The organism is Lacihabitans soyangensis (assembly GCF_024343775.1).
Lineage (GTDB): Bacteria > Bacteroidota > Bacteroidia > Cytophagales > Spirosomataceae > Leadbetterella > Leadbetterella soyangensis.
In genome coordinates this window covers 1-26,288 of the sequence record NZ_RJUF01000038.1, presented here as the reverse complement: position 1 = coordinate 26,288, position 26,288 = coordinate 1, and the positions used below count along the sequence as shown (strand labels likewise).

Here is a 26,288-nt window from a genome sequence, read left to right as displayed (position 1 = left end):
CAAGCTTGGGCAATATCTTGACGGATGACCAAAAAGGGGACGGCGTTACGCCCACCCCAGCAGAAGTTACGGTTGACCTAGACCCCATCACCGCTGGTGATCAGTCCAGTCTAATTGTAGCAGGCGAAGGAACATGGACGTACAATCCAACAACAGGCATAGCAGGCTTTACGCCAGAGACGACGTTCAAATCAGACCCAACACCGATTGTGTATAACATGACAGAAACGGCTACAGGCAAATCAGATACAGCGATATTGTGGGTAGATTATCTGCCTAAAACGGTAAACAATTCTGATGTTTACATACCTGGCTTGCCAAAGACAGTCGATATATTGGCTAACGATAGCAATGGTGACACCATTGTTCCTTCAACAGTAACCATTGTTGGTGCTGACCCACTCAGCAATGGTAAAACTAAGACTGTTCTTGGTGAAGGTGTTTGGACTGTAAATCCTATTACGGGAACAATTACATTTACTCCTGCCAGTGGATTTGTCGGAAATCCGACTCCTATATTCTACACTGGAAATGACAACGATGGTAACACATCAAACCAATCTCAAGTTTCGCTAATTGCGAATGCTCCGAGCCTAGTTGATGTGGAGTTGACAAAAACCTCAAATTCTCAATGTCAAGTTAATGTTGACGATATTATCACTTTTACCGTAAAGGTTTTCAGAAAAGATACTTTAGCTGATTTGGTTGCAATAAGTGTCAGAGATAGTCTAACTTCTAATATGATTTATGTTTCACATACTGTTTCTGAGGGTAATTTCAATGCCATCACAGGTATTTGGTCAGGTATTAACATCGCTGCAGGTGATACTGCTACGATGACAGTAAGTGCTAGAGTTATGACATCAGTAGGTGGTCTAGCATGTAATATGGCTTGGGTACACACACAAGATAGAGCAGATGTTGATTCTCAGCCGGGTAATAGTATTCCCACTGAAGACGATATAGCGAAATCATGTGTGAGTCTTCCGATATTGCTTTGCTCGGCTAGAGGTGAAACAATAGAGCTTTCAGCACCAACAGGATATGCCAGTTATATCTGGCAACGGAATGGTTCGGTTATCCAAGGAGCCAATAGCAATGTATATGTGGCAACGGAAAGCGGAAGCTATACAGTAGAAATTCCAGGCTTAAATATTTGTCCGGTGGCTGGTTGTTGCCCAATAATCATCACAGATTATTGTGAATGCTTAAATCAAATTTGTATACCGTTTATCATTAGAAAAACTAAATAAGAATATAGCTTAAAATTCTTTTCAAATACTCCAACTCTAGGGTTGGAGTATTTTGCGTTTATAAAAAGCCACCTCTGTCAGCAAGTTATTTATTAACAAAATGCCCCCCAAAGTTTGGTAACTTCAAAGAAGTTATTTTTAAAATGAGGTTGTCGAAGTATTGGTGTGAATATTAGATAATTATTCAAATTTAAAAAAATCTACGAAATCTAATATACACAAAAAGATGAATTGGAGTATTGTTCTGAAGGTGATGATTGCCTTAGGGGAGTCTCTCCCATAGAAGGGTATAAGATGGGAAAAAATAAATCCACGCCTTATTCAATCAGGCACCAATCAAGCTGTAGATTGGCAGGAAGGCTTAAATGCAACCATAATTGTATCTCTAGGTTACTTTCTGGCATATAAAATTTAGTTATAGTCATATTGTCTAATTATATTAGAAAGGGAATATTGGTTCCAATTTTTAAATATTTCATATCACTTTTTTAACTTTATCAAGCCAAAACAGATGTTTTGACATAAAAGATAAACATTACCCCAAATCCCCTTCAAGAATATTAGGAGGTTGCAAAAGGATATTCATAGCCTATTTAATTAATCTATTATTCAGACCTTTCTGAAACATGACAAAAAGTAAAAAATTAAGTAACTGAATTTCTTGTTCTTTGGAATGGTTTTTGCTAAAATTATACTAAGTTTTCGACCTGTAAGAATCAGAAAATCTGTGAATTACAGATTAACCTTTCAAACGGTCTTTGAAACGCTATTTTTAAATTATTTAAACTTAAAACTCTTCAAATGAAAAAAACCTTACTAGCAGCTGCTTTGGTGGCCATCACGATTTCGTGTAACCAATCAGACCTCATCAACAACCAAGCCAATGTAATGACGGTAGAAAATGCTACAACTGGCACCAAGTTTATTCCGGGTAAATACATTGTGGTACTAAAAGGTACACCCGAAACAAAAGGTATGCCAGCGGCTGTTAGAGCCAAAGTGGTGGCTTTGCTAACTGCAAATGGTGCCAATGCTTCGGCTATTGAGCATGTTTACAGTACTGCCTTAACTGGATTCTCGGCGTTTTTGTCGCCAGCACAAGCCCAAAAGCTCCTAGCTTCGGATGCGGTAGATTATATCGAACAAGACGCTGAAGTGACCATTTCTCAAAAAGGTAAACCAGGTGGTGGTACTACACAGCCGGCTCAGGAAATTCCATGGGGTATCACTGCTGTGGGTGGTGCAGGCAGTGGTGCAGGTAAAACGGCTTGGATTATAGATACGGGCATTGACCTATCTCATCCTGACCTTAATGTGGATGCTACTCGTGGATTTTCGGCATTTTCAACAGGAAAAGACGCCGGTTTTGATGATGGCAATGGGCACGGAACGCACGTGGCTGGTACAGTGGCCGCATTAAATAATACCATTGGGGTTGTAGGAGTAGCGGCAGGTGCTAAGGTAGTACCTGTAAAAGTTTTGGGAGCTAGAGGAAGTGGCTCAAATGCGGGCGTGATAGCTGGTGTCGACTGGGTTGCGGCCAATGGTCAGCCAGGAGATGCTGCCAATATGAGTTTAGGTGGTGGAGTATCCACGGCCTTAGATCAAGCGGTGCTAAATGCATCTAATTCATCAGGTGTGAAGTTTGCATTGGCTGCTGGTAACGAAACTGACAACGCTAATAATCATTCTCCTGCTCGTGTCAATGGTCCAAATATCGTGACAGTTTCTGCTCACAATATCAGCAATGTTTTTGCGTCGTTTTCTAACTACGGAAATCCGCCAGTAGATATTTGTGCTCCCGGCGTGAGCATTAAATCAACTTGGATTGGAGACGGATACAATACCATTAGCGGTACTTCTATGGCCACCCCTCACGTCTGTGGAATTTTGCTTTTGGGCAACTTAAATACAAGAGGTACAGTATCTGGAGACCCCGACGGTAATCCCGATGGATTGGCTTCTAGGTAATTTCTTGAATCCAATATTTAGGATAAATTATTCAGCAGCAAAATTAATTTGCTGCTGTTTTTTTTTACTTTAATTTTAAATATCGAATACAATAATTTGTTTTAGTCAAAGCATAAGCAAATTGTTGGAACAGGACATAATTTTACAGTAACCCAAAGCGGTTCTTACTGCTTTACTGCAGATCAAGGAAGTACATGTAAAACTGTGGCATGTTGCCCAGTTAGGGTAATTAGCGAAAACTGTTGCCAGCCAATTTGTGTTCCTATAACAACAAAGAAAATCAAATAAGAAGCTGAAAATGCTCGTTTAGTTTGATATATTAAACCGAATATTTAGCCTAATAATAATTTTAGAGGCTAAATGTTCGGTTTTTTTTACTGATTAAAAGCATAAAAATAAATCACTTAGCCTACCTGAAGTCATTTTTTATTTGGATGAAAAATTTGAATTTCGTATCAAAAAAAGATTCAAATTTATCCTAAATAAAAAAATCATGAAAAAGATTTTGGTTCCTACCGATTTGAGCGAAATAGCCAATAGAGCCTTAGACGTGGCAGTTGAAATTGCCAAAAAAATAAATGCAAAAGTTGAGCTTTTAAATGTTAAAGTTTACCCAACTGCCGACGTAGGTGCCTATTATTCACTTTACGGAGCGTCTGGAGTATCAATTGACGATGCCTGGGAAGACATTTTGAAGGCGGCCAAGAAAGAAATGAAGGAGTTGATTTCCAAGTACTCAGGCGTGCAAATCAAACCTTTGATAGAAGAAACGAGCGAGCATTTTGTGGAATCGGTATTAGAACACAAGGCCGATTTGATAGTGATGGGTTCAAATGGAGCAGAAGGTTTCAAGGAGTTTTTCAGCGGTTCTAATAGCGAAGAGGTTGTTCGAATGGCCTCGTGTCCTGTTTTGGTGGTAAAGGATTCTCAAGATACTTTTCAACCCAAAAAAGTAGTTTTGGGGGTAGATTTGGTTCATGAAGAATTTATCAAAAAGGCTATTGAGAGTCTGCCTTTGGAGAATGCTGAGTTTCACTTTCTACATGTTGATGATGGCAACAGAAAAGTCGATTACCGAGAAACCGAAGCTAAAATGCATAAATTGGCTGAAAAATTAGGCCTACAAAACTGTAAATATGAGATTTTTAATGCCAACACAATAGAATACGGTATTTTGGAATATGCCGAAACAGAACATGCTGATTTGATTGTGATGTATACCCATGGTCGCACCGGCATAGCACATTTTTTCAAGGGTAGCATAGCTGAGTCGGTGGTTAATCATTCCAAAACGTCTGTTTTTACCTATGTAGAAAATTAGTTTTTTTGAAAATTGCTATACGGTTTAAATGTGAATCTTCTTTGAGGGTTCACATTTTTTGTTTTTCAGAAAAGAAATTTTATTCAAAAAAATAGAATTGTCTAATTGTATGATGGAATAATGTAATTTTGTGCGATTGTTGAATCTTATACCTTCAAACTTACAACATTTTGAAAACCGTAATAGCAGCCACAGGCACCCAAATGCCTGAAAGAAGAATTCCGAATTCGTTTTTTTTAGATAGAAATTTTCTGAATGAAGATGGTACACCGATGCCTAAGTCTACCGAGGAAATGGTGGCCAAACTCGAACAAATCACTGGTATAAAAGAAAGAGGATACATTTCTGAAAAAGGAGATTCCGTTCCTTTGATGGCTTCTGCTTGCGAAAATGCTCTGGCGGAATGGGGCAAAGACCGAAATCTCATAGATGGTATCATTGTGGCTCACAACGCCGGCAACATGCTCGAAGGTCGCGACGGTTTTCATACGGTACCCAACATGGCGGCTTTGCTTAAAAACAAATTGGCCATAGAAAACCACGAATGTTTTGCCTATGACATTCTTTTTGGTTGTCCCGGTTGGCTACAAGGCATTATCCAAGCCCATCAGGCGATTCAAATGGGCGATGCAAAAAACGTGCTTGTGGTAGGTTTAGAAGTAGCCTCCAGATTGATGGATCCTCACGATTTGGACTCCATGATATTGGCGGATGGTTGCGGTGCTACTATTGTAACTTCGTGTGGAGGGGACGATTCCAAAGGTATAATTTCTTATGCCACGTATTCACATGCTCAGGAGGATATTTCATGTATCTATTTGGCAAAATCTTATAATAAAGAACTTAAAGCTCCTACTTTATTCAAAATGAACGGTAAGGATGTTTACAAATATGCTACGGTTTGGGTGCCCAAAGTTATAAAAGCGGCCTTAGATAAGGCTGGCCTAACCGCATCCGATGTCGATATGTTTCTTTTTCATCAGGCCAACGGCAAAATGTTGCATGCTTTTGCCAACAATCTTGCACAAATGTATGGTTTGGAAGGACTTTCTTTTGAGGGTAAAATACCAACAACGATAGAATTTACTGGTAATACCTCCGTAGCAACGATTCCAACTATGTTGGATTTGATCCGTAAGCACGATTTGGGGAATTACGAAATCACTCCGGGAATGAAGGTGGTTTTTGCCTCAGTAGGAGCGGGGATGCATTGCAATGCCATGGTTTATCAGTTTTAATTTATGACATTCAAACCTCCTTTTTTACAAGTAAACGGCCACCTACAGACTATTTATCCCAGTTTATTTAGAAAAATTGTGGTGCCATACGAGCGTCAAAGAATTACGCTACCTGATGGAGATTTCCTCGACTTAGACTGGGTAAAAACAGGAAGTAAAAAGCTTTTGATAGCCACTCATGGATTGGAAGGCGATTCTACTCGGCATTACGTGACAGGAATGGTTGAAAAATTTCGTCGGAATGGTTTTGATGGCTTAGGGTGGAATTCACGAAGCTGTAGTGGAGAAATCAATAAACTCCCGAGGTTTTATCACCATGGCGATGCTGGAGATTTAAAATATGTGGTAGAATATGCCATAAAGTTAGGATACGAAGAGGTCTTTTTGGCTGGCTTTAGTATGGGTGGAAGTTTGACATTACGGCTTTTAGGAGAATATAAAACCTCTATTCCTTCTCAACTAAAAGGTGCTGTTGTGGCCTCAGTTCCGCTCGATTTACCTACCTCTGTGGCAGAATTGGCCAAGCCTGGCAAGAGATTTTACATGAACAGATTCTTGAAAAAACTAGGAAAAAAGCTAGAACAAAAGGCCAGAATGTTTCCCAACCACCCACATCTTAAGTTTGATAACTATTGGAAAGAGGTGAAAAATTTTGAGATTTTTGATAACCGATATACTGCACCCTTGCATGGATACGAAAACGCACAGGATTTTTACAAAAAAGCCTCTTCCAAGCCTCTTTTAAAGGATATTTGTGCCCCGGTTCTTATTATTCAGTCTGTAAATGATCCCTTCTTAAGTTCAGAATGTTTGGATATAAAAGGTGCAGAGAACAACAAAAACATCAACCTAAAACTCACACAAAATGGCGGTCATGTAGGCTTTATGATTAAAGGCCAAAAACACAGTTTGGTAGAAGAACTTGGCTGGGAGTTTTGTTCAAATTTGTCTAATTAAACCTAAAAGAGGCACTTTCAACATGTGAAAGAGCCTCTTGATTTCCTTAGAATTTAACAGGACGATAAAACTCCCCACTGGGGCGGGGGGCTACACAGGAGTTGAGGATTAACCTTGTCCTCCACCAACTCTGCTTTTCAAATCTTCAGCAGCAGTGCTTCTCCTTCTTGCACTTTTCACATTTTGATTACCGAAGTTATAAGTAAAGCTAAGTGTAGCTCTACGGCTTGACCAACGGTTGGTGACAGCCAAATCAATGTTTTGATAATCTATTTTTCCATTGAAAAACGAAGTCAAGAACATATCATTTACGTTGAGTTTCAATCTAGCTTTTTTGTTTAATACTTTCTGAACACCTGCATTTACTGCGTATTGAGGCTTGGTGGCTCTGATAATACCGAAAATATTTGGTGAGTTATACCACATATTGGCCTCAGCAGACCAGCCTTTTTTCAGAGAGAAGGTATTGCCAGTATAAAAATTATATGCAAAGTTACCTATGTCTAATACGCCTCCAGACACATTACTGTCTCTGTAACGATTGTAATATCCACTGATGTTGTTGTTCATAGTCCACCATTTGGTTACGGTCACCGGAAACGAAACATTTACCGAGAAGTTCTCTACTTTTTCGAGGTTGGTGGTAGTCTGAAACGTCTTTCTGGTTTCATCTTCCTGCTCTATGACGTCAAACATATTGTCTTTGGTAAATGAATACCCAAATGAAATAGAAGACGCTCCTTTGTAAGAGTAGGTAAACTCTGCGTTGTCAGTAAACTGTGGATTCAAGAACTCATTTCCTTTTTGGAAAGTATATGGGTCCAAGAAAAACAAGAACGGGTTAAGCTGCTGATAATTAGGTCTTCCGATTCTGCGACTATACGAATATCTGGTGGCGTGTTTTTCGCTGATATTGTGATTTACGAATAAAGTTGGGAAAAGACTTAGGTATTCCTTCGGAACCACTTTGTTGAGAGTCAGAGAGTTACCCTCAGAAATGGTGTATTCTGCTCTTAAACCCGACTGAAGCCCTACTTTTTTCCATTGTCTGCCATAGTTTACATAAGCTGCGTTTACAAACTCTTTATACACAAATCGATTGGTTTTGCCATCGTCATTGATCCAATTATTGTCTAGCATTTGCTCAAAAACAAAGTCATTGTCCGTTTTAACATAGCTTGATTTCGCACCGAAGTCAAGTTTAGCTTTGTTTTTGGTTGGTATAGAAAAATCAAATTTTGCGGCCAAAATATCGATGATGGTAGAAGTTGGGTTTCTTTGAACCAGATTATCAGTTAATTTATTGTTGGCATCATAAAACTTGTTTTCAAAGTTGGTATTTGCGGTGTTGTTGAAACCACTGTAATCTAAATCCACCGTCAGTTCTTTCCCTTTGTCATTAAAATTATGCTTTAGGTTCATGTTGGCTGTTACATTGAAGTTATCATTGTCATTGGTTGAGCCGGGAATTAAACTGCTAGCAGTTCTAGTTTGATTCTTGATTTCTACAATATTTGTTAATCCGCTACTGATTCCGCTGCCGCTCCAGTTGTTCACATCTATCATAGCTCCTAGGGTAGTTTTATTGGATAAGAAGTAATCGGCACCTATTTTACCGTTGGTAAAAACGCCGCTTCCGTTTCTTTGAGATTTTTGGTTAAATTCGCTCCTCAATCCTTCATAATTGGTAGATCTTACGAGGGTATTGTCATTATACCAAGTGTTTTTGCCCGGATTTATATTCCCATAAATATTCCACTTTTTGTTTCTGTGGTTTAGGCTCAAATTGGTCGAAAGTCTGTAAAGATCGTTTGGAGCATCTGGCAAAAATGTATTACCTGCTGATACAGTCAAGGTTCCGTTTGTACCAAAAGAAAGATTTTTCTTAAGTTTTATGTTGATAATTCCCGAGTTTCCTTGGGCATCATATTTAGAAGACGGATTCGTAATGATCTCTATAGAAGCCACTTGTTCACTGTTAAGGTTCGATAGGAATTGTATCAGGGCTTCGTTGGATAGGAAATTTCTACGTCCATCAATCATCACCATTACGCCATCTTTGTTTTTTAGTTTTAGGGCATTGTTTTGTCTATCCACCACTACGCCAGGCGATTTCTCAAGAATCTCGAGTAGTGTATTTCCTGAGGCCACAATGGAGTTTTCTACGTTTACGACTGTTTTGTCAATCTGTTGCTCGATAAAAGGTTTTTTGGCAGTAACGCTCACCTCTTTAAGCATTTGTGTTTGAAGGGATAATTTGATAGGTTCAAACTTGAAATTGGGATTGGCTTCATTCAAGATAAATTTTGGGGTGTAAATTTCACCATAACCCACCATCGAGATTTTTAATAGATATTGGTTAAACGGGGCGTTTTCAATCAAATATTTACCTTCAATATCCGAGGTAACTGCTTTGGCAAGAGTGCTGTCTTTGGCTTTGAGGAGTAGAACATTAGTGAAAGGCAAGATTTCGTTTTTCTCATCCAACACTACACCCGTTACCGATCCGGAATTTTGGGCAAAAGAATTCATGGTTGCCAATAAGGCAAAAGTTAATTGTAATAGCTTTTTCATTTTTTTAGTACTTGTCTTTTGTAATAGCTTCTTTTTTCAATGCAAACTTAATAGTAATGTGTAATACAAAGTAGTGGTTAATACACAAATGGTTTTTTTTCTAGGATGAGTGGTTTTTGTTGTATGGATGCATGAAAAAGCGGGGAAGTTGCATGAAGTTGAAAAAAAACATCGTTTTTTTTTCAAGGCTTTAATCAGCTTATTTTGAAGAAATAATTGGTTTTTTCGGTTTTAAGGGTAATTCAACACAGGAAAGATTTATTATCTAAATAAATTCACGGTTCCTTCAAATTGCTCAATGGAGCCGTCAAGCAACTGAGCTTTGGCCAGGTAAGTATAAATTCCTGGTGGTAAATCTTGACCATTTTTTCTGCCATCCCAGCCATATTTTTCATCAGAAACGGGTATGTTTTCAGTTAAGAATATCTGTTCGCCCCAGCGGTCAAATATGCTGAAATTGAGAACTTTAGCGATGCATTTGCTCCCAAATCCAAAGAATGTGGCATTTAAGGGATCAGAATTTGGCGAAAAGGAGTCTGGAAAGTGAACTGTGCAGGGTACAACTTTTATGGCTGTGGTGTCTGTACGCTTGCAGAGGCCAGATTGGCTCACTGTTTCGTAATAAAAATTTTGGTCTTTGATAGGTTCTAATCTGATTTCATGGCAAGCATTACAGAGTTCGCTTGATTCGCTGAGCCATTTCGTATTGCCCTCCGTTCCAGCCACTGTTTCGCCTTTAAGTTCAATGGGGTCTCCAATAGTTATGGCTTGATTATCAGTAGCTTTTATTTCAAGTTTTTCGAAGTTTATGTCGGCATTTACTACCGAGTCGCACAAGCCCGCTCTTTTGAAACGTATACGATAGTTACCACTGGTTGTTATAACCGTATCTCTGATGCTTACACTTTCTCCCTCGCATTTGTTTACGACCGAATTGAATTTCGGCACCTGATTTACCAATAACTGTAGATTTACGGTACTATCGCAAATACCGCCTCGTGAGATTATTTTGGTATAACTGCCCGTGGTTTTATATGCCTCGTCTGCTATTTTGAAACTTTCTCCGTCACAAATGGTGGCTTGAAGGCTTTGGCTGGCCGTTTTGAAGGGTACATTATAAAAAAGTGAAAAATTGCAAGCTGCATCTAAGCTCGAGAAAGGCGTGATGGTAACCTTAAACGGTTCACCCAGAACAGGTTTGGCGGTAAGGGCTCGGCCAATGCTACCGTTGCTCCACTGGTATTTTTCAAAACCTAAGGGAGCCAAAAACGTCATATTGCCATTGATATCGGGGCAAACTGAAGCCTGTGTTATCTCAGATTTTAAGAGTTCAGCATCGAAATAGGCGTAGCCAAAGTGCCCTTGGCCCGTGCAACCGTGGGCTGTTACTTCGACTTTTAAAGTTTTACCCACGTGCTGCCTTAAGTCTATGGCACCTGTGGTCCAATTTCTAAATTCTATGTCGCCCTGAGCCTTAAATCCAGAGAGCAGATTTCCTTCTAACTGCACGTCGAAATCTCCACAAGTGATTTGAGTGCCGGCTAAATCCGTAATTTTTAATGAAAAACCGGGTTTTTGTGGTTTGGTATGCCGTGTTCCGTCGTCTTCTTGGAGTAATACCGCAAAATGATATTGAAACAAGGAGTGATTGGCGGTAACCTTGAAAGTCGTAGAGGCCCTTTCCCAAGTATTGCCATTTTGAGTCTTGCCTATTCTCAAAGCGTAGTTGCCTTCCTTTCCAACCATCGGAATGGCCTCAATATTTATCTTGGGGTCGTTTCCCTGGGCTTTGGATACTATCAGATGCCGATTTTGGGTTGTGCCATTTTGGGTGTTTTGGTACTCTATTTTGTTGTTTACCAATCTCACATTTCCGTAGCTCAGTGTCCAGCCATCAAAATTACCTTTTTCAAAGCCAAGATTACTTGTATTATCCACCTGTGCGAACACGAGCGGGCTCCACAAACTGAGACACAAAATACCGCACATTTTTGTAAATGTGTTCATGGTTTAGGTTAGGTAATTGAGTAGTATATAAGCAATTACGAATATATGTATTATTTCGTTGCCTTGGAAATTTGTGAGGAGAATTTTACAAAACGGCAAAATCACCTAAACGGAGAAATTTATCCTAGGTGATTTTAAAAAGAGCTTAAATGTTTACTTCAAATCCTCACCAAATTTGTCATCAAACGAGAAACTGTGAATTTGCCAGACATTATTGGGCTTGTAAAATTCAAAATCGAAACGGATGGGTTGGCGGTCATAACGGCCTAAATAGGTCAAAAAAATGTAGTTTTCGCCTATTTTTTGTTCTTTGATAAGCTCGTAACCGTAAAATTTCCCAACAAAATCCAAGGTGAGACCTTCCAGTTGCGTTTTGAGTCCAGAAACCGCCTCGGCCGAAAGTTCCATCCATTTGTTGGAAGCGTAGAGGTTGTCGATTGATTTGGTTACGCCCAAAGTTTGGTATTCCCTAAAGAATTTTTCGGCAGTTCCTTTTGGGGTAATCTGAGCGAAAGTTTTTGAGCAAAATAAAAGTAAACTGAGAGCTAATGTTTTGATAATTAAAGTTTTCATAGTTTAAATGCTTTTTTGAAAATTAGACCAAAGAATAAAAATAAAGTTCCTAATCCAACCAAAACTAAAATCGCCAGCCACGAATATCCCATACTGGCTTCGTCGGGCCTGTCGTTTTTAAAATAGATATCCACGGTTTCTCCAATTTCATATTGGGGTGGTCGGCTAAATACCATGTGATAATATAGATGCGGTTTCTGGTTTTGGTCGAGATATTCGACAACTGGTGCATAACCTTGGCGATAAGCACCTCCATCAAGCCGGATGACGACACCTGCTGTCTTGATAGTGTTTTTTATGAAATACAGGTCATTGGCACCTATTCCGAGACCAATCACTAAAAGTGAAATGCCCAGCCAAGTGAATACTTTTGGGAAATTCTTTTCCCAAAAACCAGGTTTTTTGTAGAAACCTTTTTGTAAATGTGCTTTTAGTTCTTCCTTATCCATAATTTATCGCCACGAGGGCCTTTGGGTGTAAGTTACATAAGAATCTCCATCAATTATTATCATAGGGTCACCGTTTTTTGGGTGGTTTCTTTTTTCGAAAGAATAAATTTTAAAACCTTCTGCCCTCGACTGTACGTGTATTTTGTTGCCCACTATCTTCCAAGTGCCGCTGTCGGAACTTTGGCTGCTCGAACCTCCATAATATCCTCCACCATAACCACTTACAGAGCCTTCTGAGGAATAGGTATAGGTGCCGTTGCTATTGATATTCAGGCATTTACTGTATGAACTACTGGCCGAGTAGTTGCCCGATGAACTTATCCAACACCATTTACCCACAATGCTTTGGTCTATTCCACCACCAGAATTATAGTTGCCGCTAGTTGCAGTTTCCGCTTTGTATCCTTTGTGGCCTTTTGTCAGAACCACGTTTATGCCAGCACCACTCATTGATAGTGATTCTCCCAAAAACATAAAGAAAAATGTATTGGTACCCGTGTTAACCGTGCTGGTCAGGGTGTTGCCTTTCACAGTGTAAGTGAATGGATTTCCGTTGTAAATTCCCTTTCCGTTCGGTTTAAACTCGATGTCAGCTCCTTCGGTGGTCCATTTTCCAATCAATTTTTCGGCTTTCGAGTTTTTTTCTTCCACTGATTTTGGGCTCGAACTGGTCATTTCGTTTTTGGTATTGACAGAAGCACCATTTTTCGAAAAACTAACGGGCGAGTCCAAATCCCCTCCCGAAAGGGTTAAAACATTTCCAGCGAGTTTGTAATTGTAAGCAATCGTTTCTTCTTCAAACTTCATATTTATTTTATTGCCAACTATGGCATATGTGATGGCTTCGTCTTCAAAGAAGCCCTTGCCGTTTTCGTTGAGCTGAAGTTTCATGTCGTAGCCAAAATCTTTGTTTATCCAAGTACCCGACAAGCCAGTTTTTTGTGCTGGTATTTTTGAGCCAATTTGGGCGTAGGAATTTAGGGCTAAAATGAGTAAAAGTGATATTGTTTTCATTGTTTCAAATGGTTGCTTATTTCGTTGATTTTTGATTCGAGAACGCCTAATTTTCTTTCTTGTGCGTCATTTTTTTCTCTTTCTTTATCCAGAAGTTTTTGTACATGGGTAAGTTGCTGAGAAAGTTCTTGAATGGCCGAGATACCAAGGGTAAAAATCCGATCGTAATCTACTGTTCTGAAGTCATCTACCTTTTTTCCGAAAACAAATACTTGTTTAGTTTCATCTGTCCATTTTTCAATCTCAAAAGTGTAATCATCAATTATTTTGCTGACTTTCGAGTGATTTTCTTGTTTGGCCAGTAGTTTGAGTTCATCACCTAATTTCAGTTCATGGGGCTTTGCTAACCTTATTCTTAAAGTATTTTCTTTCAATAAAATTAATTCTTTGGCCATCATAAAAATATTTGGGATATACTCAGATTTTACCTTTGAAACCGCTTCCGGAATGATTTTCTCCACCTCTTGTGCCATAAAACCCAGGTTGATTTCTCTACCCAAAGCAACGCTGTCTATATATTTGAAATTTGTGGGCCGCAGATGGTTTATGGATTCTAGTGCCTTTTTTGAATCTTCATAGCGAATAAATGTTTTATGTCTTTGATCTGAAAAAGCATTGAATTTTCGAGCGAGTATAGCCTCGTTGGCTTTCATCGAATAGTTCGTAATGAATGAACCATTCACTGGGTTATTTGAGATTTGATTATAATCGTACTCTGAGGCAATCGCTGAGGTGGCCAGAGTGCCATTTATCTCGAAAGGAAATGTCGGATTAGTTGTTCCGATGCCTACATTTCCGCCATTTTTGAAAACCATACGTCTTCCAGAACCAAATTCATCGATGTATAAATAATTGTCTGTTTGGTCATAGGCCAATTCCCACCGTTTGTTGTCGGCGGTATTGATGATGCTAAAATTTCCATTCTGGAGGCTAAGTTTAGTGGGTGGCGTTTCGGTACCTATTCCAACAAAACCACTTGTGTTGGCTATGGTCATGTTAAATTCACTGTTGACATTGAAATGCATGTTTTTGTTGGCACTGTTCCAAAAAATGGTATTGCCAAGATCGTCTAGGCCGATTCTGAGACCTGAAATAGAGTTGGTAAAACCCGTGGCAGGGTTGGTCAATTGTATGAAATTCTGACCTGCTAATGGTTGATGAATATGTAGTGTATTTTGTGGATTTAATGAATTGAAACCAATGTTTCCTCCATTTTTTATTAAAAATCTACGCCCCGAACCAAACTCATCGAGATAAAAATAATTATTGATATCGTCATAGTTAAACTCCCATTTCTTGCTGTCACCAGTATTCGACAAACTCAAGCCACCATTTAAGATTTCTAGTTTGGTACTGGGCGAGGTAGTTCCGATTCCAATATTACCATTGTTGGCTATGGCTAACCTATTGATAGCGTTTGTGTAAAAATCTAGGCCATTTTGATTGATTCCAGACGTCCTTTTACTACCAATGGCCTCGCCGCTGAAGGTAGTGCCAAACTTTATCGTTTTTTGCACAGTCCCGTTGTTTGTTCCTTTGTCGTCCACTACTATTCCTGCTGAGGTAATAAATTGCTCATTAGAATTGGGCAAAATAAGTGTCTGTGCCAGAACATGCAAGGGTAAAATAATCCCTATCAAGGCACTGGTTTTGAATAAGTTATTCTTCATAAGTGATAATTATTTTAATAGGTTTTGATAAAATGCTACCACTGGAGCCTAGTTTATTTTTGATATAAATTTTATCACCTGAAAGATACCAATCATACCAAAAACCACCATTCCCATCGTAGGAAGGAGGCACGTAAGAGTTGGGGATATACTCCAACATAATTTGCACGGCTATGATTTTATTTGGACTTAGTAAATGGTCAAGATTGATTGTGGCACCTTCGATGGCAGGTGAAGTGGTTGTCAGTTTTTTTATTTTTATTGAAGGTGCGTCAGTTCCCAACTTTGTAAAGCCGTTTACCTCTAGTTTGGCTGAAGCGTTGTTTACGCCCAATCCCATGTTGCCGTTGGTTTGTAAAACCAATTCTGGGGTAGCCGAAGTATTGGTTTGGAATACCACTTTCTGAGATTCTTTGTAGTTCATTTCTAGCTCTCCGCCGTTTTTCATACTTATAGAAAAACCATCAGTTGGAAAATACCCTGTACTCGTATTGGTAAGCTGCAACTCTGTACTCACAAAATCATTTTTGTGGATGTGTAGATCAGAGGATGCCGGCAAACCATTGAGGCCTACGCCAAATTTACCGTCTGGGTGAAATGTTGCTATATTTGTGTTATTTGTCCCCATGAATAAAATTTGATTTTCTCTATTCATGAAAGAACTACTCGTTTGTCCTGAACCAATAAATAGGCCATCTAGTGAGCCTGTTCCGCTGTAACTTGTATTGAGAATTAAACTACTAACACCAGCATTTTGATAAATATGAAGATTCCCTTGTGGATTATTTGTGCCAATTCCAACTTTTCCATTTTCATGAATGGTCAATCTGGTTGTATTGTTTGTTCCGAACACCAACGGTTTGTCTTCATAATGCCATATTATGCCACTCATAAACTCTGTAAGACCAATTCTAAATCCATCCTCTATATTTTGGCCCGAAAAACCATTTGTGAATCTGAGGTAAGACTTAGGAATTGATTGACTCTTATCGTGGATATTCAATAAGTCACTGGGCGTTTTTGTACCAATCCCTACGCTTCCGTGAAATCCCAATTTTTGTGTAAAAAAATCTCCCCATATGAGGGGCTCGTCAGTGTTGGTATTGGCTATATATAATTTATTGGCCTTGGCACCCAATGTAGAACCCGCCTGATAGCCAATAAATACGTTTGCAGAGTCTGTGTCATTGTAAATTGAGCCGAGGTTTTCGCCAGCATATGCACCAATAGCAGTATTTCTATTTCCAAAATATCCGCTATGAAGTGCATATATGCCTATGGCAACGTTTTCTCTGCTTCCCAGGTGATGACCTGCACTATAACCAATGGCCGTATTGAATTTGGGGTGCTGGGCAGCCGAAAGTGCGTAAGTTCCCACGGCTGTGTTCCAGTTGCCTCCGCGGTTATTACTCATGCTAGAGTGGCCAACAGCTGTATTGAAAATACCGTATGGTAATGTGCCGTTTGGTGTTAAAGTGTTGTCTCTCAAGGTTTCAGTTCCTATACCAATGTTGCCAAATCCTATTTGACTATTGAGTTGGTTTGATTTCAAAGCATCGAAACCGATTGAAACATTTGGATCAAATCCCGAATTTACGCCTTTTTTTACCGTTACTCCGTTTGGGGTAAGGGTGATGCTCTGTGTATTGTTCTCCACGGTTCTTACCTGTGCATGAGACAGAAAAGAAACCAACAACGATAGAATAATCAGTCTGTATTTCATTTTACTATTCAGGTTACTTTAGCACTTTCTAAAAATATTTTTCTAAATTCTATATCCTAAAAAATTTCCCACAGCTGCCCAGAATTTTAGCTTCCAATGCGGTGGTTTTTTGATTTTATCCAGATGATTGGAAAAAAATTGCGAGGTTATGATTTTGGCTTTGAAGCTACTTGGTTCGCTAATATTTTTAAGTCTTAAATACCAGCCATATTCTTCCAAAAAAACCATGTTTTCAGAATCACTGCCCAAAAATTCTAAGCCTTGCCGTATTATAAATTCTTCTATGAATTGCATGAGCGTTTGGTTTGATTTTGAAAAATTTAGATTAAGATTGTACGACAAAAGAACCTTCAATGGGCTCTTTTGTCAATACCTCAAATGTGGTATATTCGCCCAAAAAGCCTCAAAATGACCTTTAGATGAAGTTTAAAAGCTACATTTCTATAGTTTTTCTATTTTTTGTGTCTACCAGCATTGATGCACAGAAGGTCTATGAATTTCGAGATTTTAGAGGGGATTTGAAATTTACGGGAGAGGTGGCTAGCATTATCGATACTACTTTTCGTCTGGATCAATATCAGGTTGACCAATCTGCTGACTTCGTAATTTCAGAGAAAGTAATTCCGGATTTGGGTTGGGGGAAATTTAAAGGTTGGGTAAAATTGAAGCTTAAATCGGATAAGCCGCGAGAGCTTTTTTTGCAAATACATAATCCAGTTTTTGATGAAATTAATGTTTATCTTTTTCAAAACGGAAAACAGATATCGGCCGTCGAAAAGATAAGAAAAGGTACGTCATTAAAGCCCAATTCCTTTCGACTCTTGACTGTTCCGTTACACTTCAAAAATGACAGCGTTTATCAAGTTTATATTTCGGGTATTTCAAAATTCAATCCTGTTAAATTTCCCATTAGGTTTTTAGACCAAGAAGGATTAAATAGGTTCAGGGACTCTGAAAACCTTTATAATGGCCTCATGATAGGCTTTATGGCTATTTTGATCATTCTCAATTTGCTTATTTACTTCTTTTTTAAGGTCAGGGTATTTCTGGTTTTTAGCTTTTCCAATATCTCCTTTATGCTCCTTTATTTGTATCTGGAAGGCTACCTTTTTGGGCATAATTACGCTGCATTTTTCTTCGAAAACTCTTATTTTAATTTTCAGTACCTTATTTATTATAGTTTTCAGATCTTTAATTTCTATTTTTTGTGGTCCGTATACAGGCTCAACTTTCTGAACAAATCTAAATGGATTTTGACCTATAATATCCTCATTTCCATTTGTTTATTCTTGGGTTTTATGATGTTTCTGTCTCCTGTGTGGGACTCGTTGGTGTCGCATAATGGTATCGTAATCATCGGATTGATTACCCGTTTGGGTGCATTGCTGCTCAATGTTTTTATGTTGATCATCATCTTTAAAACCTGGAACACCAAGCCTTTTTCAAGATGGATGCTTTTGGCCATTTTGCCAGGTTGGTTAAGCTATGCAGTTCCTCGCTTTGCGGCGGTTTTTATGCATGACACTTGGGTGACGTTACCCTTTCTCTATTCGCTTAGTTCGATCTGGAACGTGCTTTTTATTACTATTGGTCTGTTTTTTGAACTTTCTCGAAACTATAAACCTAAACTCGACAAAGAGCTTGAAACCACGCTTTTGGTGGAAGAAATCCCGCAGCCAAATGAGCTTATTATTCCCAAACTTTCTAAACGTGAAACCGAAATTTTACAAGCTTTTGCCAACGGATTTTCATATCAAGAAATCTCCGACGCCATGTTTATCAGCCCACATACTGTCCGAACACACATCAAGAATATTTATACCAAATTAGAAATCAATTCAAAAGCCGAAGCTGTAAGATGGGTTATTGAACATCAATCGACTTAGAAAACTTAATTGCCGACTTATTTGTTGGTTTGAAATAATTAGTCTGGATATTGAAATTTTAGGAGGCTTTTTTTGTCATTAAAAGGCAATTCTAAATTTAGCTTCTTAGCCGTAAAATAACATGAAGAAAATCGACTTAGTAGAAAAAGAAAAACAGAGAGAAGATACCGGTTTTGGTACCACAGCAACATCCACCTCAGCCCGTTTGGTGAACAATGAGGGTAATTTTAACGTTAAAAAAATTGGTCAATCCTTCGAAGCAAGAGTCAATCTATACCATAAACTCATCACCATGTCATGGGCCAAGTTTGCGGTCATTTCCTTAGGGTTTTATCTAGTCGTAAATCTTACTTTTGGTATACTCTACTACCTCATAGGTATCGAGAATCTCATGGGAGTTAACAAAGATCACGGGTTATCTGATTTTTGGGAGGCTTTCTTTTTTTCTAGCCAAACACTCACCACGGTTGGTTATGGCAGAGTAAGTCCAGTGGGCTACGTTACCAATATTATCGCCTCGGTGGAGGCGTTTTTGGGTTTACTGTCCTTTTCAATCCTTACGGGTTTGCTTTATGGTAGGTTTTCAAAACCCATTCCACGTATTAGATATTCTGAAAAAGCCATTATTGCACCTTATTTAGACATCAACGGTTTGATGATCAGACTTGCAAATGAAAAGAGCAATCAGTTAATTAATGTTGAAGCCAGCGTGATTTTTTCGAGAAATGAGACCATTGATGGTGTTGTGAAAAGAAAATATTATGGCTTAGATTTGGAAAGGAGCAAAGTGAAGTTTTTTGCAATGTCTTGGACTTTGGTGCATCCCATTACCGAAAAAAGTGTTTTGTTTGGTGAAACTATGGAAAGTTTACAAGCCTCAGATGCTGAGATGCTGGTGACTGTTGAAGGCACTAACGATACCTTTGCTGACCCGATTTATAGTCGTAGGTCGTTTTTGTACAACGAAATAGAATTTGGTAAGAAGTTTTTGCCGATGACGGTTCCGCAAGAAGATTATTATTTGTTAGATCTCAATAAATTATCCGATACCGAAAATGCGAAACTAAATTAGGAAAACCAACTTGAAGGCCAGACGGCTACTAAAAAGCTAACCTTTCAATTACCTGATTTTCGAGAATTTAAGTCTATGTCCTTTAATACTTTCATCAAAAACACCGGCATCATAAACCAAATTTCCGTTTACAAAGGTTTTTAAAATTTTACTTTTGAAGGTTTGGTTTTCAAAAGGTGACCATCCACATTTATAGAGGATATTTTCTGAACTGACCTTCCAAATGTTGTTTAAGTCTACCAACACTAAGTCTGCGAAATAACCTTCTCGTATATAGCCACGGTCAATCATTCTATATATTTCGGATACATTGTGACTCGATTTTTCGACAATTTTTTCTAAGCTGATTTTTTCTTGTTGATATAGCTCTAACAATGCAGGTAAAGCATGCTGCACCAAAGGTCCGCCAGACATGGCCTTGAAGTAATTTCCGCTTTTTTCTTCCTTGGTATGTGGGGCGTGGTCAGTTGCTATAATGTCTATGTGATTGTCAATCAAGGCCTTCATGAGTCCTTCTTTATCGCCTTGGCTCTTGATAGATGGGTTCCATTTTATATTAGCTCCGAGCAATTCGTAGTCTTTTTCGGTAAACCACAAATGATGTACACAAGCTTCAGCCGTAATGCGTTTTTCTCTTACAGGCGTTTTATTGTCAAACAAGTTGGCTTCTGAAGCCGTGGAAATATGGAATAAATGTAGGCGATTGTTATGCTTTTTTGCTAAATCTAAAACACGTTTGGTAGCAGTAAGACAGGCTTCCTCGCTTCTTATTCTATGATGTAAATCCATTGGGATATTATCACCATAAATTTCACGATATTTAAGGGTATTGTTTCTAATTATGCTGTCATCTTCACTATGGAGGGCTACTAAGGTATCTGTTCTGGAAAAAAGCAAATCCAAATAGTCTGGGTAGTTGGCTAAAATACCTTTGTCGTTACTAAAGTACAAGCCATCGTCAGTGATTCCACAAACATTTTCATTATCAGTTTTTAGTGCCTCCTCTAAATTGTCTTGATTTATTCCCATAAAAAAGGAATAATTGGCAAGCGAGTTTTTTGATGCTATGGCATATTTTTCTTCTAACAATTGTTGGGTTAAGGTGTTCGGATTGGTGTTGGGCATATCCATAAAAGATGTGATACCGCCCGCCACCGCTGCCCGAGACTCGGAATAAACAGTAGCCTTATGTGTTAGCCCAGGATCTCGAAAATGTACTTGGTCGTCAATGAGGCCGGGAAGCAAAAAATGACCTTCTGCATCTATAATTTCAGCTTGATTATCAGTAATTTGGCTAGCTATTTTTTCTATTCTTTCACCAACTATTAATAGGTCGCAAGTTGTGATTTTTCCTTCGTTAACTACCTGTGCGTTCTTTATTATTGTCCTTTTCATAATTTTTTAAGGGTTACAGTAATCACAAAATTTTGGGTCTTCACTTGTTTTTTGGTTTGGATATAATTCCTCTTGGCTATGCTCACATTTTTGACAAGTATAAACATAACTCAAAGTAGAGTTGGTAGGCAAACCACACAGTTGACAGGGTAGTCCTTTTTTGGCCTCGGTTATGCCAAAACCTGGCGAATGACATTCAGGACATAAGGTCTTTATTCTGTCTACAAGTTTTAAAGTTGCTTTTTCAATCACTTTCATCCTTTTGGGATTGTACATGGCCCTCATATCGGTCTCTACCCAAACCGACTTTGATTTTGAAATAAATTGATTGAATGTTTCTAGCAGAGAATGGATGTCAACGATACCTTTTTTTATTTCGCTTAAATCATTATCAGCTTTTTTGAGAATCAAGCCATGAGAAGGAAATCCAACACTATTAGCAAATTCTATGAGTTCATTTTCGGTACTGACTTCCCTGCCTCCAAAATTGGTTTCGGTGCTAATTTCCCTAATTTTTATCTCCAATTCGTTTTTCTTATCTATTAGAATCAGTATTTCATCATCGGCAGGTATAAAAAAAGCCGATGGATGTGAACCAAAAGAGCCTTCACTCGCCAATGCAAGGTCACATTTGTAGGTGTTCATTGCACTATGGCATTTATTTCTTGCTGTGGTCAGTGGGTCCTCATCTCTCTCAATTTCGCCGCTGAAAGTTCCAAATACATCGGTATCAAACGATGGATTCACCACACACTTTACACCTAATTCCTTCTCTAATATGGGTGCAATTACCTTTTCTTTATGGTGCTTGGTGGCTATAAATAAAGTTCTATCTTTAAACATTTTAGGATTAAAAAATAACTGGATCAAATAATCGATTTTGATTGTCCCAGTTAGTTAAATTGTTAATAATTTAGGTAAGGTTATCAATTTACTTTTTTCGAATTCCCTTTAGATGAAATGACTAATACACCAAATACAATCGCCATCGACGAAAACAAGTGGCTATAAATTTGGTCCTGGGTCATAAAAGTTAGAATTATAAAGCAAGCCATTAAAACTGAGGCAATGACCGTTTTTACTACACGTATCTCCATTTTTTGTATTTAATTATTGTCCTTGAGCTAGTGAAAATCCAATCTTTCCATCAAAAGCATACAGGTTTTCTGTCTTGATGGTATCAATTTTTGCTAAATCGGCCCTTGTTAATATTTGAATGATATCATTCTTATTTATTGGGGTATTTTCTGTTGGCATAAATCTGCACCTCCAGTGGTCGGTACAAAAGGTTTCTTTAAAGCCATCTGGCCATACTTTTATGCCTCTGTTGGTTATTATCTGTAGTTTTGTTTGTGTACTTTCAATGCTTTTTAGCTTTTCGGCTAGTTCATTAGGGTCAGTGCCGTTCCAATGAACAAATATATCTACTCCAACTAATTCTTTATTAAGAGGAGCTTTTCGTTGGTATTTGGCTAAGTTTATTGCATGGTCATTGGTGTAAGTGACTGCATTTAAAATTGAAGGCTTTTTACCGAGGTTTTCTATGACAGATTTCGCAAATTCTCTTGTTCCTACTTTTAACTTGCTTGTACCTTCTTTGTAAATATCCGCCGTATGAATACCTTGTTCTAGTGTATAAAGCCAAGCGTTTTGAATTTTCTCAGCTACGCTGCTTTGCCCAATATGGTTGAGCATCATAATGGCACCTTGCAACAATCCCGAAGGGTTGGCGATATCTTTTCCGGCTATATCTGGGGCAGTACCATGAATGGCCTCAAACATGGCACACTCTTCACCTATATTTGAAGACCCAGCGAGTCCTACTGAGCCGGTAATTTCGGCGGCAATGTCAGAAATAATGTCGCCATACAAGTTGGGCATCACTATTACATCGAATATTTCGGGAGATTCGGCCACTTTGGCGGCTCCTATGTCTACAATCCAGTGTTCATTTTGGATTTCAGGATATTCTTTGGCTATTTCATCAAACACTTTATGAAACAAGCCGTCGGTTTGTTTCATGATGTTGTCTTTTGTAAAACAGCTTACTTTTTTGCGGTTTTGCTGTTTGGCATATTCAAATGCATATCTAACGATTTTTTCGCATCCCGGCCTACTGATGAGTTTCAAACACTGTACTACTTCATCGGTCTGTTGATGTTCAATGCCTGCATATAGGTCTTCCTCATTTTCTCTGATTATCACAAGGTCCATCACCGGGTGCTTGGTGTCTACAAAGGGGTCGAGGCTTTTGCATGGCCTTACGTTTGCATATAAACCAAGAAATTTTCTTGTGCTTACATTTAAACTTTTATAGCCACCTCCTTGTGGAGTGGTGATAGGAGCTTTTAGAAATATTTTGTTGGTAATGATAGATTTCCAGGATTCGGGAGCAATACCGGCAGGGTTACCAGCCAAGTACACTTTTTCACCAACTTCTATTTCTTCTATCTCGATTTTAGCTCCAGCCGAAAGTAGAATTTCTATGGTGGCGTCCATTATTTCGGGCCCTATGCCGTTTCCTTTGGCAATTGTTATTTTTTTCATTTTATAGCGTTTTTATGTTTGTCAATTCAATGGTATTTATTAAAAATCTAAATTCAGTCTCTTGATTAAGTATTTTGTCTTTGAAGAATTGTTTCATGATGCAAAGTTGTATCTAAAAAACAATAAGTTTTTATTTATATTTGCAATAACAAACATTAAGTATTTTTATGAATTATACTTTAAACCAATTGCAGATATTTCTGAAAATTGTTCAAACGCAAAGTGTGACCAAAGCAGCGGAAGAGCTTCACCTTACTCAACCGGCCGTTTCTATTCAACTAAAAAACTTCCAGGATCAGTTTGATATACCTCTTACTGAGGTACTTGGGAGAAAAATCTATATTACGGATTTTGGACGAGAGATAGCAGTTGCTGCCGAGAATATTATTAATCAAGTCTATGCCATCAATTACAAAACCCAAGCCTTCAAAGGTCAGTTAACCGGTAGATTGAAAATCTCGATAGTTTCAACAGGTAAGTACATTATGCCTTATTTTTTAACCTCTTTCATGCAAAAACATGCCGGTATAGAACTCATGATGGATGTGGCCAATAAAAATATGGTGATAGAAAGTTTAGAAAACAATGAAATTGATTTTGCCTTGGTTTCAATTCTGCCTTCGAATCTCAATATTGAATATCTTGAACTTCTACAAAACAAATTATACTTGGTCGGAAACACAGCCATAAAGACCAAAAAGAATGCTAAACCAGAGGAAATATTTAGCGATTTGCCTTTGATTTTTAGAGAAAAAGGATCGGGGACTCGCCAAACTATGGTTAAATTTATAGAAGGCAATAATCTGTCTGTGCTGAAAAAAATGGAGCTGACCTCAAACGAAGCAGTTAAGCAAGCCTTAATTGCTGGCCTTGGATATTCTATTATGCCATTGATTGGTATTCGCAACGAGTTGCAAAATAATGAACTCCAAATTATCCCTGTTAAAGGTTTACCAATAACCACGAATTGGAGCCTGATTTGGTTAAAAGGTAAGAAACATTCTCCCGTTTCTCTCTCGTTTTTGGAATATTTAAAGCTTGAAAAGTCTGAAATTGTGAAGAAAACATTTAGTTGGTACGAGAATTACTAAAGTAATGGCTAAAAGATGAAGTTTTTTATTTTTTTTTGAAAACGTCATATTTGATATCAATATTCAGAAATTTTTGTGTTGAACTTGTTTGTCTTTTTCGAGTCTGGTGCGTTCTTGTAGGGTAAGAATAGTAATTTGTCTAATCCACACGAAACCAGCCCGTTATGCTCATTCGTTGTGCATGGCTTAGGAGGACTTCATGCTCTAGCTCGCTGCTTTTGAAGAACACACTTTTGCCATTTGTTGGTGAAATGTTTTGAGAGGAATCTTTGAAATATACGCACAATTCACCGCCATCCGCGAGTTTCCAGTCGGTGTTGAGATAAAAAATCATGGTGTATTGTCGGCTGGCGTTGGATTTGAATTGGTCGAAATGCTTTTTGTAAAAACTGCCTTTTTCGTATAAGGCATAATGGAACTCGTAACTCGTGATACCCGTGTAGCAGGTTTGATTCAGAAACAACACAAACGCATCCATGATATCGAAGAAGTCGTTCTCATGTTGATTTTCGTGAATTCGGTCTAACCAAAAAATTTTGTCAGAGCGTATGGCAGTGTTGAGATTCGTTTCATTTCCGATTCCAGTTTTGGCAGTAATTAGTTTTTTTTCTTCAAAAAGTTTCACAAGATTCTCTTTCAGGTTTTTGGATAAAGCCAAGCTCAGGAAGTTTTCCGATATACCCACTTTGTCTAACAAGTAACCATCAATAAGGGCGTCAAAAACTTTCTGCATATACTAAAACCATAAATGAGCAATATCGGCAGTATTGCCGCAGGTAAAGGTAGGTGGTTTATGGGCTTTTGAATGTTTTTAGTGAATAAATATGAGCTTTTGGCCAAATGGTTTTTGTGAATTTAAATGTTTGAAGGTTCCAAATAAATGGGGGTTGAAATTTTCGATTCGGATGGTTTTTTCGTGCGGTTATAAACTTTGAGAATTGTTTCACAAAGGCTCTCAAAGTGATGCACGAAGTTTCACAAAGTGTTTAAATTTAGTATTTTAAAGTTCATCTAGAGGCTTTCTTGGCGTTCTTTGCGAGCATTTCCTTAGCGTTCTTTGCGGTTAAAAACCTCCCGAATTGTTTCACAAAGGCTCACAAAGTGATGCACGAAGTTTCACAAAGTGTTTAAATTTAGTATTTTAAAGTTCATCTAGAGGCTTTCTTGGCGTTCTTTGCGAGCATTTCCTTAGCGTTCTTTGCGGTTAAAAACCTCCCGAATTGTTTCACAAAGGCTCACAAAGAAATCCACAAAGTATCACAAAGGGTTAATATTTAGTACTTTAAAGTAGGAGTGAGGCTTTCTTGGCGTTCTTTGCGAGCATTTCCTTAGCGTTCTTTGCGGTTAAAAACCTCCCGAATTGTTTCACAAAGGCTCACAAAGAAATCCACAAAGTATCACAAAGGGTTAATATTTAGTACTTTAAAGTAGGAGTAGAGGCTTTCTTGGCGTTCTTTGCGAGCATTTCCTTAGCGTTCTTTGCGGTTAAAAACCTCCCGAATTGTTTCACAAAGGCTCACAAAGAAATCCACAAAGTATCACAAAGG

The 26,288-nt window shown here is 38.3% G+C and carries 20 protein-coding genes; 8 read left to right on the top strand and 12 right to left on the bottom strand.

The features are described 5' to 3' along the window. From EGI31_RS12300 to EGI31_RS12280, 5 genes are all read left to right on the top strand, one after another. The coding region (locus EGI31_RS12300) for a hypothetical protein (RefSeq protein ID WP_255037531.1) at window positions 1-1,253 on the top strand (1,253 nt) is incomplete at its 5' end. An 801-nt stretch (window positions 1,254-2,054) separates the two neighbouring features. Continuing rightward, entirely contained in the window at window positions 2,055-3,224 is a 1,170-nt protein-coding gene (locus EGI31_RS12295; RefSeq protein ID WP_255037530.1) for a S8 family peptidase, read from the top strand. Window positions 3,225-3,717: 493 nt separating this feature from the next. Then, window positions 3,718-4,545, top strand: a complete 828-nt coding sequence (locus EGI31_RS12290; RefSeq protein WP_255037529.1) for a universal stress protein — start codon at window positions 3,718-3,720, stop codon at window positions 4,543-4,545. A 170-nt stretch (window positions 4,546-4,715) separates the two neighbouring features. Further along, entirely contained in the window at window positions 4,716-5,783 is a 1,068-nt protein-coding gene (locus tag EGI31_RS12285; RefSeq protein WP_255037528.1) for a 3-oxoacyl-ACP synthase III family protein, read from the top strand. A gap of 3 nt (window positions 5,784-5,786) precedes the next feature. Next, window positions 5,787-6,740: a YheT family hydrolase gene (locus EGI31_RS12280; RefSeq protein WP_255037527.1), complete on the top strand. Its 954-nt coding sequence runs from the start codon at window positions 5,787-5,789 to the stop codon at window positions 6,738-6,740. Between the two features lie 108 nt (window positions 6,741-6,848). Here EGI31_RS12280 and EGI31_RS12275 read toward each other — a convergent pair whose 3' ends face one another. From EGI31_RS12275 to EGI31_RS12240, 8 genes are all read right to left on the bottom strand, one after another. Then, complete coding sequence (locus EGI31_RS12275) at window positions 6,849-9,314, bottom strand: TonB-dependent receptor (RefSeq protein ID WP_255037526.1); 2,466 nt, start codon at window positions 9,312-9,314, stop codon at window positions 6,849-6,851. Between the two features lie 261 nt (window positions 9,315-9,575). Continuing rightward, the gene (locus EGI31_RS12270; RefSeq protein ID WP_255037525.1) at window positions 9,576-11,321 is read right to left on the bottom strand and encodes a T9SS type B sorting domain-containing protein; all 1,746 of its coding nucleotides are present in this window, start codon (window positions 11,319-11,321) and stop codon (window positions 9,576-9,578) included. A 153-nt stretch (window positions 11,322-11,474) separates the two neighbouring features. Further along, window positions 11,475-11,894 carry a hypothetical protein gene (locus tag EGI31_RS12265; protein ID WP_255037524.1) on the bottom strand — a complete coding sequence of 140 codons (420 nt, stop codon included), beginning with the start codon at window positions 11,892-11,894 and terminating at the stop codon, window positions 11,475-11,477. Then, the gene (locus EGI31_RS12260; protein WP_255037523.1) at window positions 11,891-12,343 is read right to left on the bottom strand and encodes a DUF3592 domain-containing protein; all 453 of its coding nucleotides are present in this window, start codon (window positions 12,341-12,343) and stop codon (window positions 11,891-11,893) included. Before EGI31_RS12260 ends, EGI31_RS12265 begins: the two co-directional genes overlap by 4 nt. A gap of 3 nt (window positions 12,344-12,346) precedes the next feature. Next, window positions 12,347-13,357, bottom strand: coding sequence for a hypothetical protein (locus EGI31_RS12255; RefSeq protein ID WP_255037522.1), 1,011 nt, complete (start codon window positions 13,355-13,357; stop codon window positions 12,347-12,349). Continuing rightward, the gene (locus EGI31_RS12250) at window positions 13,354-15,027 is read right to left on the bottom strand and encodes a tail fiber domain-containing protein (RefSeq protein ID WP_255037521.1); all 1,674 of its coding nucleotides are present in this window, start codon (window positions 15,025-15,027) and stop codon (window positions 13,354-13,356) included. Before EGI31_RS12250 ends, EGI31_RS12255 begins: the two co-directional genes overlap by 4 nt. Next, window positions 15,017-16,750: a hypothetical protein gene (locus tag EGI31_RS12245; protein WP_255037520.1), complete on the bottom strand. Its 1,734-nt coding sequence runs from the start codon at window positions 16,748-16,750 to the stop codon at window positions 15,017-15,019. Before EGI31_RS12245 ends, EGI31_RS12250 begins: the two co-directional genes overlap by 11 nt. 42 nt (window positions 16,751-16,792) lie before the next feature. Then, a complete protein-coding gene (locus EGI31_RS12240; protein ID WP_255037519.1) occupies window positions 16,793-17,044 on the bottom strand; it encodes a hypothetical protein in 252 nt (83 codons plus the stop codon). Window positions 17,045-17,169: 125 nt separating this feature from the next. Here EGI31_RS12240 and EGI31_RS12235 point away from each other — a divergent pair, with 125 nt between their 5' ends. Together EGI31_RS12235 and EGI31_RS12230 are read left to right on the top strand one after the other, a co-directional pair. Then, window positions 17,170-18,636, top strand: a complete 1,467-nt coding sequence (locus tag EGI31_RS12235) for a LuxR C-terminal-related transcriptional regulator (RefSeq protein WP_255037518.1) — start codon at window positions 17,170-17,172, stop codon at window positions 18,634-18,636. A gap of 121 nt (window positions 18,637-18,757) precedes the next feature. Beyond that, entirely contained in the window at window positions 18,758-19,708 is a 951-nt protein-coding gene (locus tag EGI31_RS12230; protein WP_255037517.1) for an ion channel, read from the top strand. 48 nt (window positions 19,709-19,756) lie between these two features. On the opposite strand, the gene EGI31_RS12225 is transcribed toward EGI31_RS12230, so the two are convergent. The 3 genes from EGI31_RS12225 to EGI31_RS12215 all read right to left on the bottom strand — a co-directional run bounded on the left by EGI31_RS12225 (window position 19,757) and on the right by EGI31_RS12215 (window position 23,650). After that, window positions 19,757-21,103, bottom strand: a complete 1,347-nt coding sequence (locus EGI31_RS12225; protein WP_255037516.1) for a dihydroorotase — start codon at window positions 21,101-21,103, stop codon at window positions 19,757-19,759. Between the two features lie 6 nt (window positions 21,104-21,109). After that, entirely contained in the window at window positions 21,110-21,946 is an 837-nt protein-coding gene (locus EGI31_RS12220; protein ID WP_255037515.1) for a DUF6671 family protein, read from the bottom strand. 267 nt (window positions 21,947-22,213) lie between these two features. Then, the gene (locus EGI31_RS12215; RefSeq protein WP_255037514.1) at window positions 22,214-23,650 is read right to left on the bottom strand and encodes an NADP-dependent isocitrate dehydrogenase; all 1,437 of its coding nucleotides are present in this window, start codon (window positions 23,648-23,650) and stop codon (window positions 22,214-22,216) included. A 167-nt stretch (window positions 23,651-23,817) separates the two neighbouring features. On the opposite strand from EGI31_RS12215, the gene EGI31_RS12210 reads away from it, so the two are divergent. Beyond that, a complete protein-coding gene (locus tag EGI31_RS12210) occupies window positions 23,818-24,741 on the top strand; it encodes a LysR family transcriptional regulator (RefSeq protein ID WP_255037513.1) in 924 nt (307 codons plus the stop codon). Between the two features lie 139 nt (window positions 24,742-24,880). On the opposite strand, the gene EGI31_RS12205 is transcribed toward EGI31_RS12210, so the two are convergent. Continuing rightward, window positions 24,881-25,474 carry a 2OG-Fe(II) oxygenase gene (locus EGI31_RS12205; protein WP_255037512.1) on the bottom strand — a complete coding sequence of 198 codons (594 nt, stop codon included), beginning with the start codon at window positions 25,472-25,474 and terminating at the stop codon, window positions 24,881-24,883. Window positions 25,475-26,288: the final 814 nt, after the last annotated feature.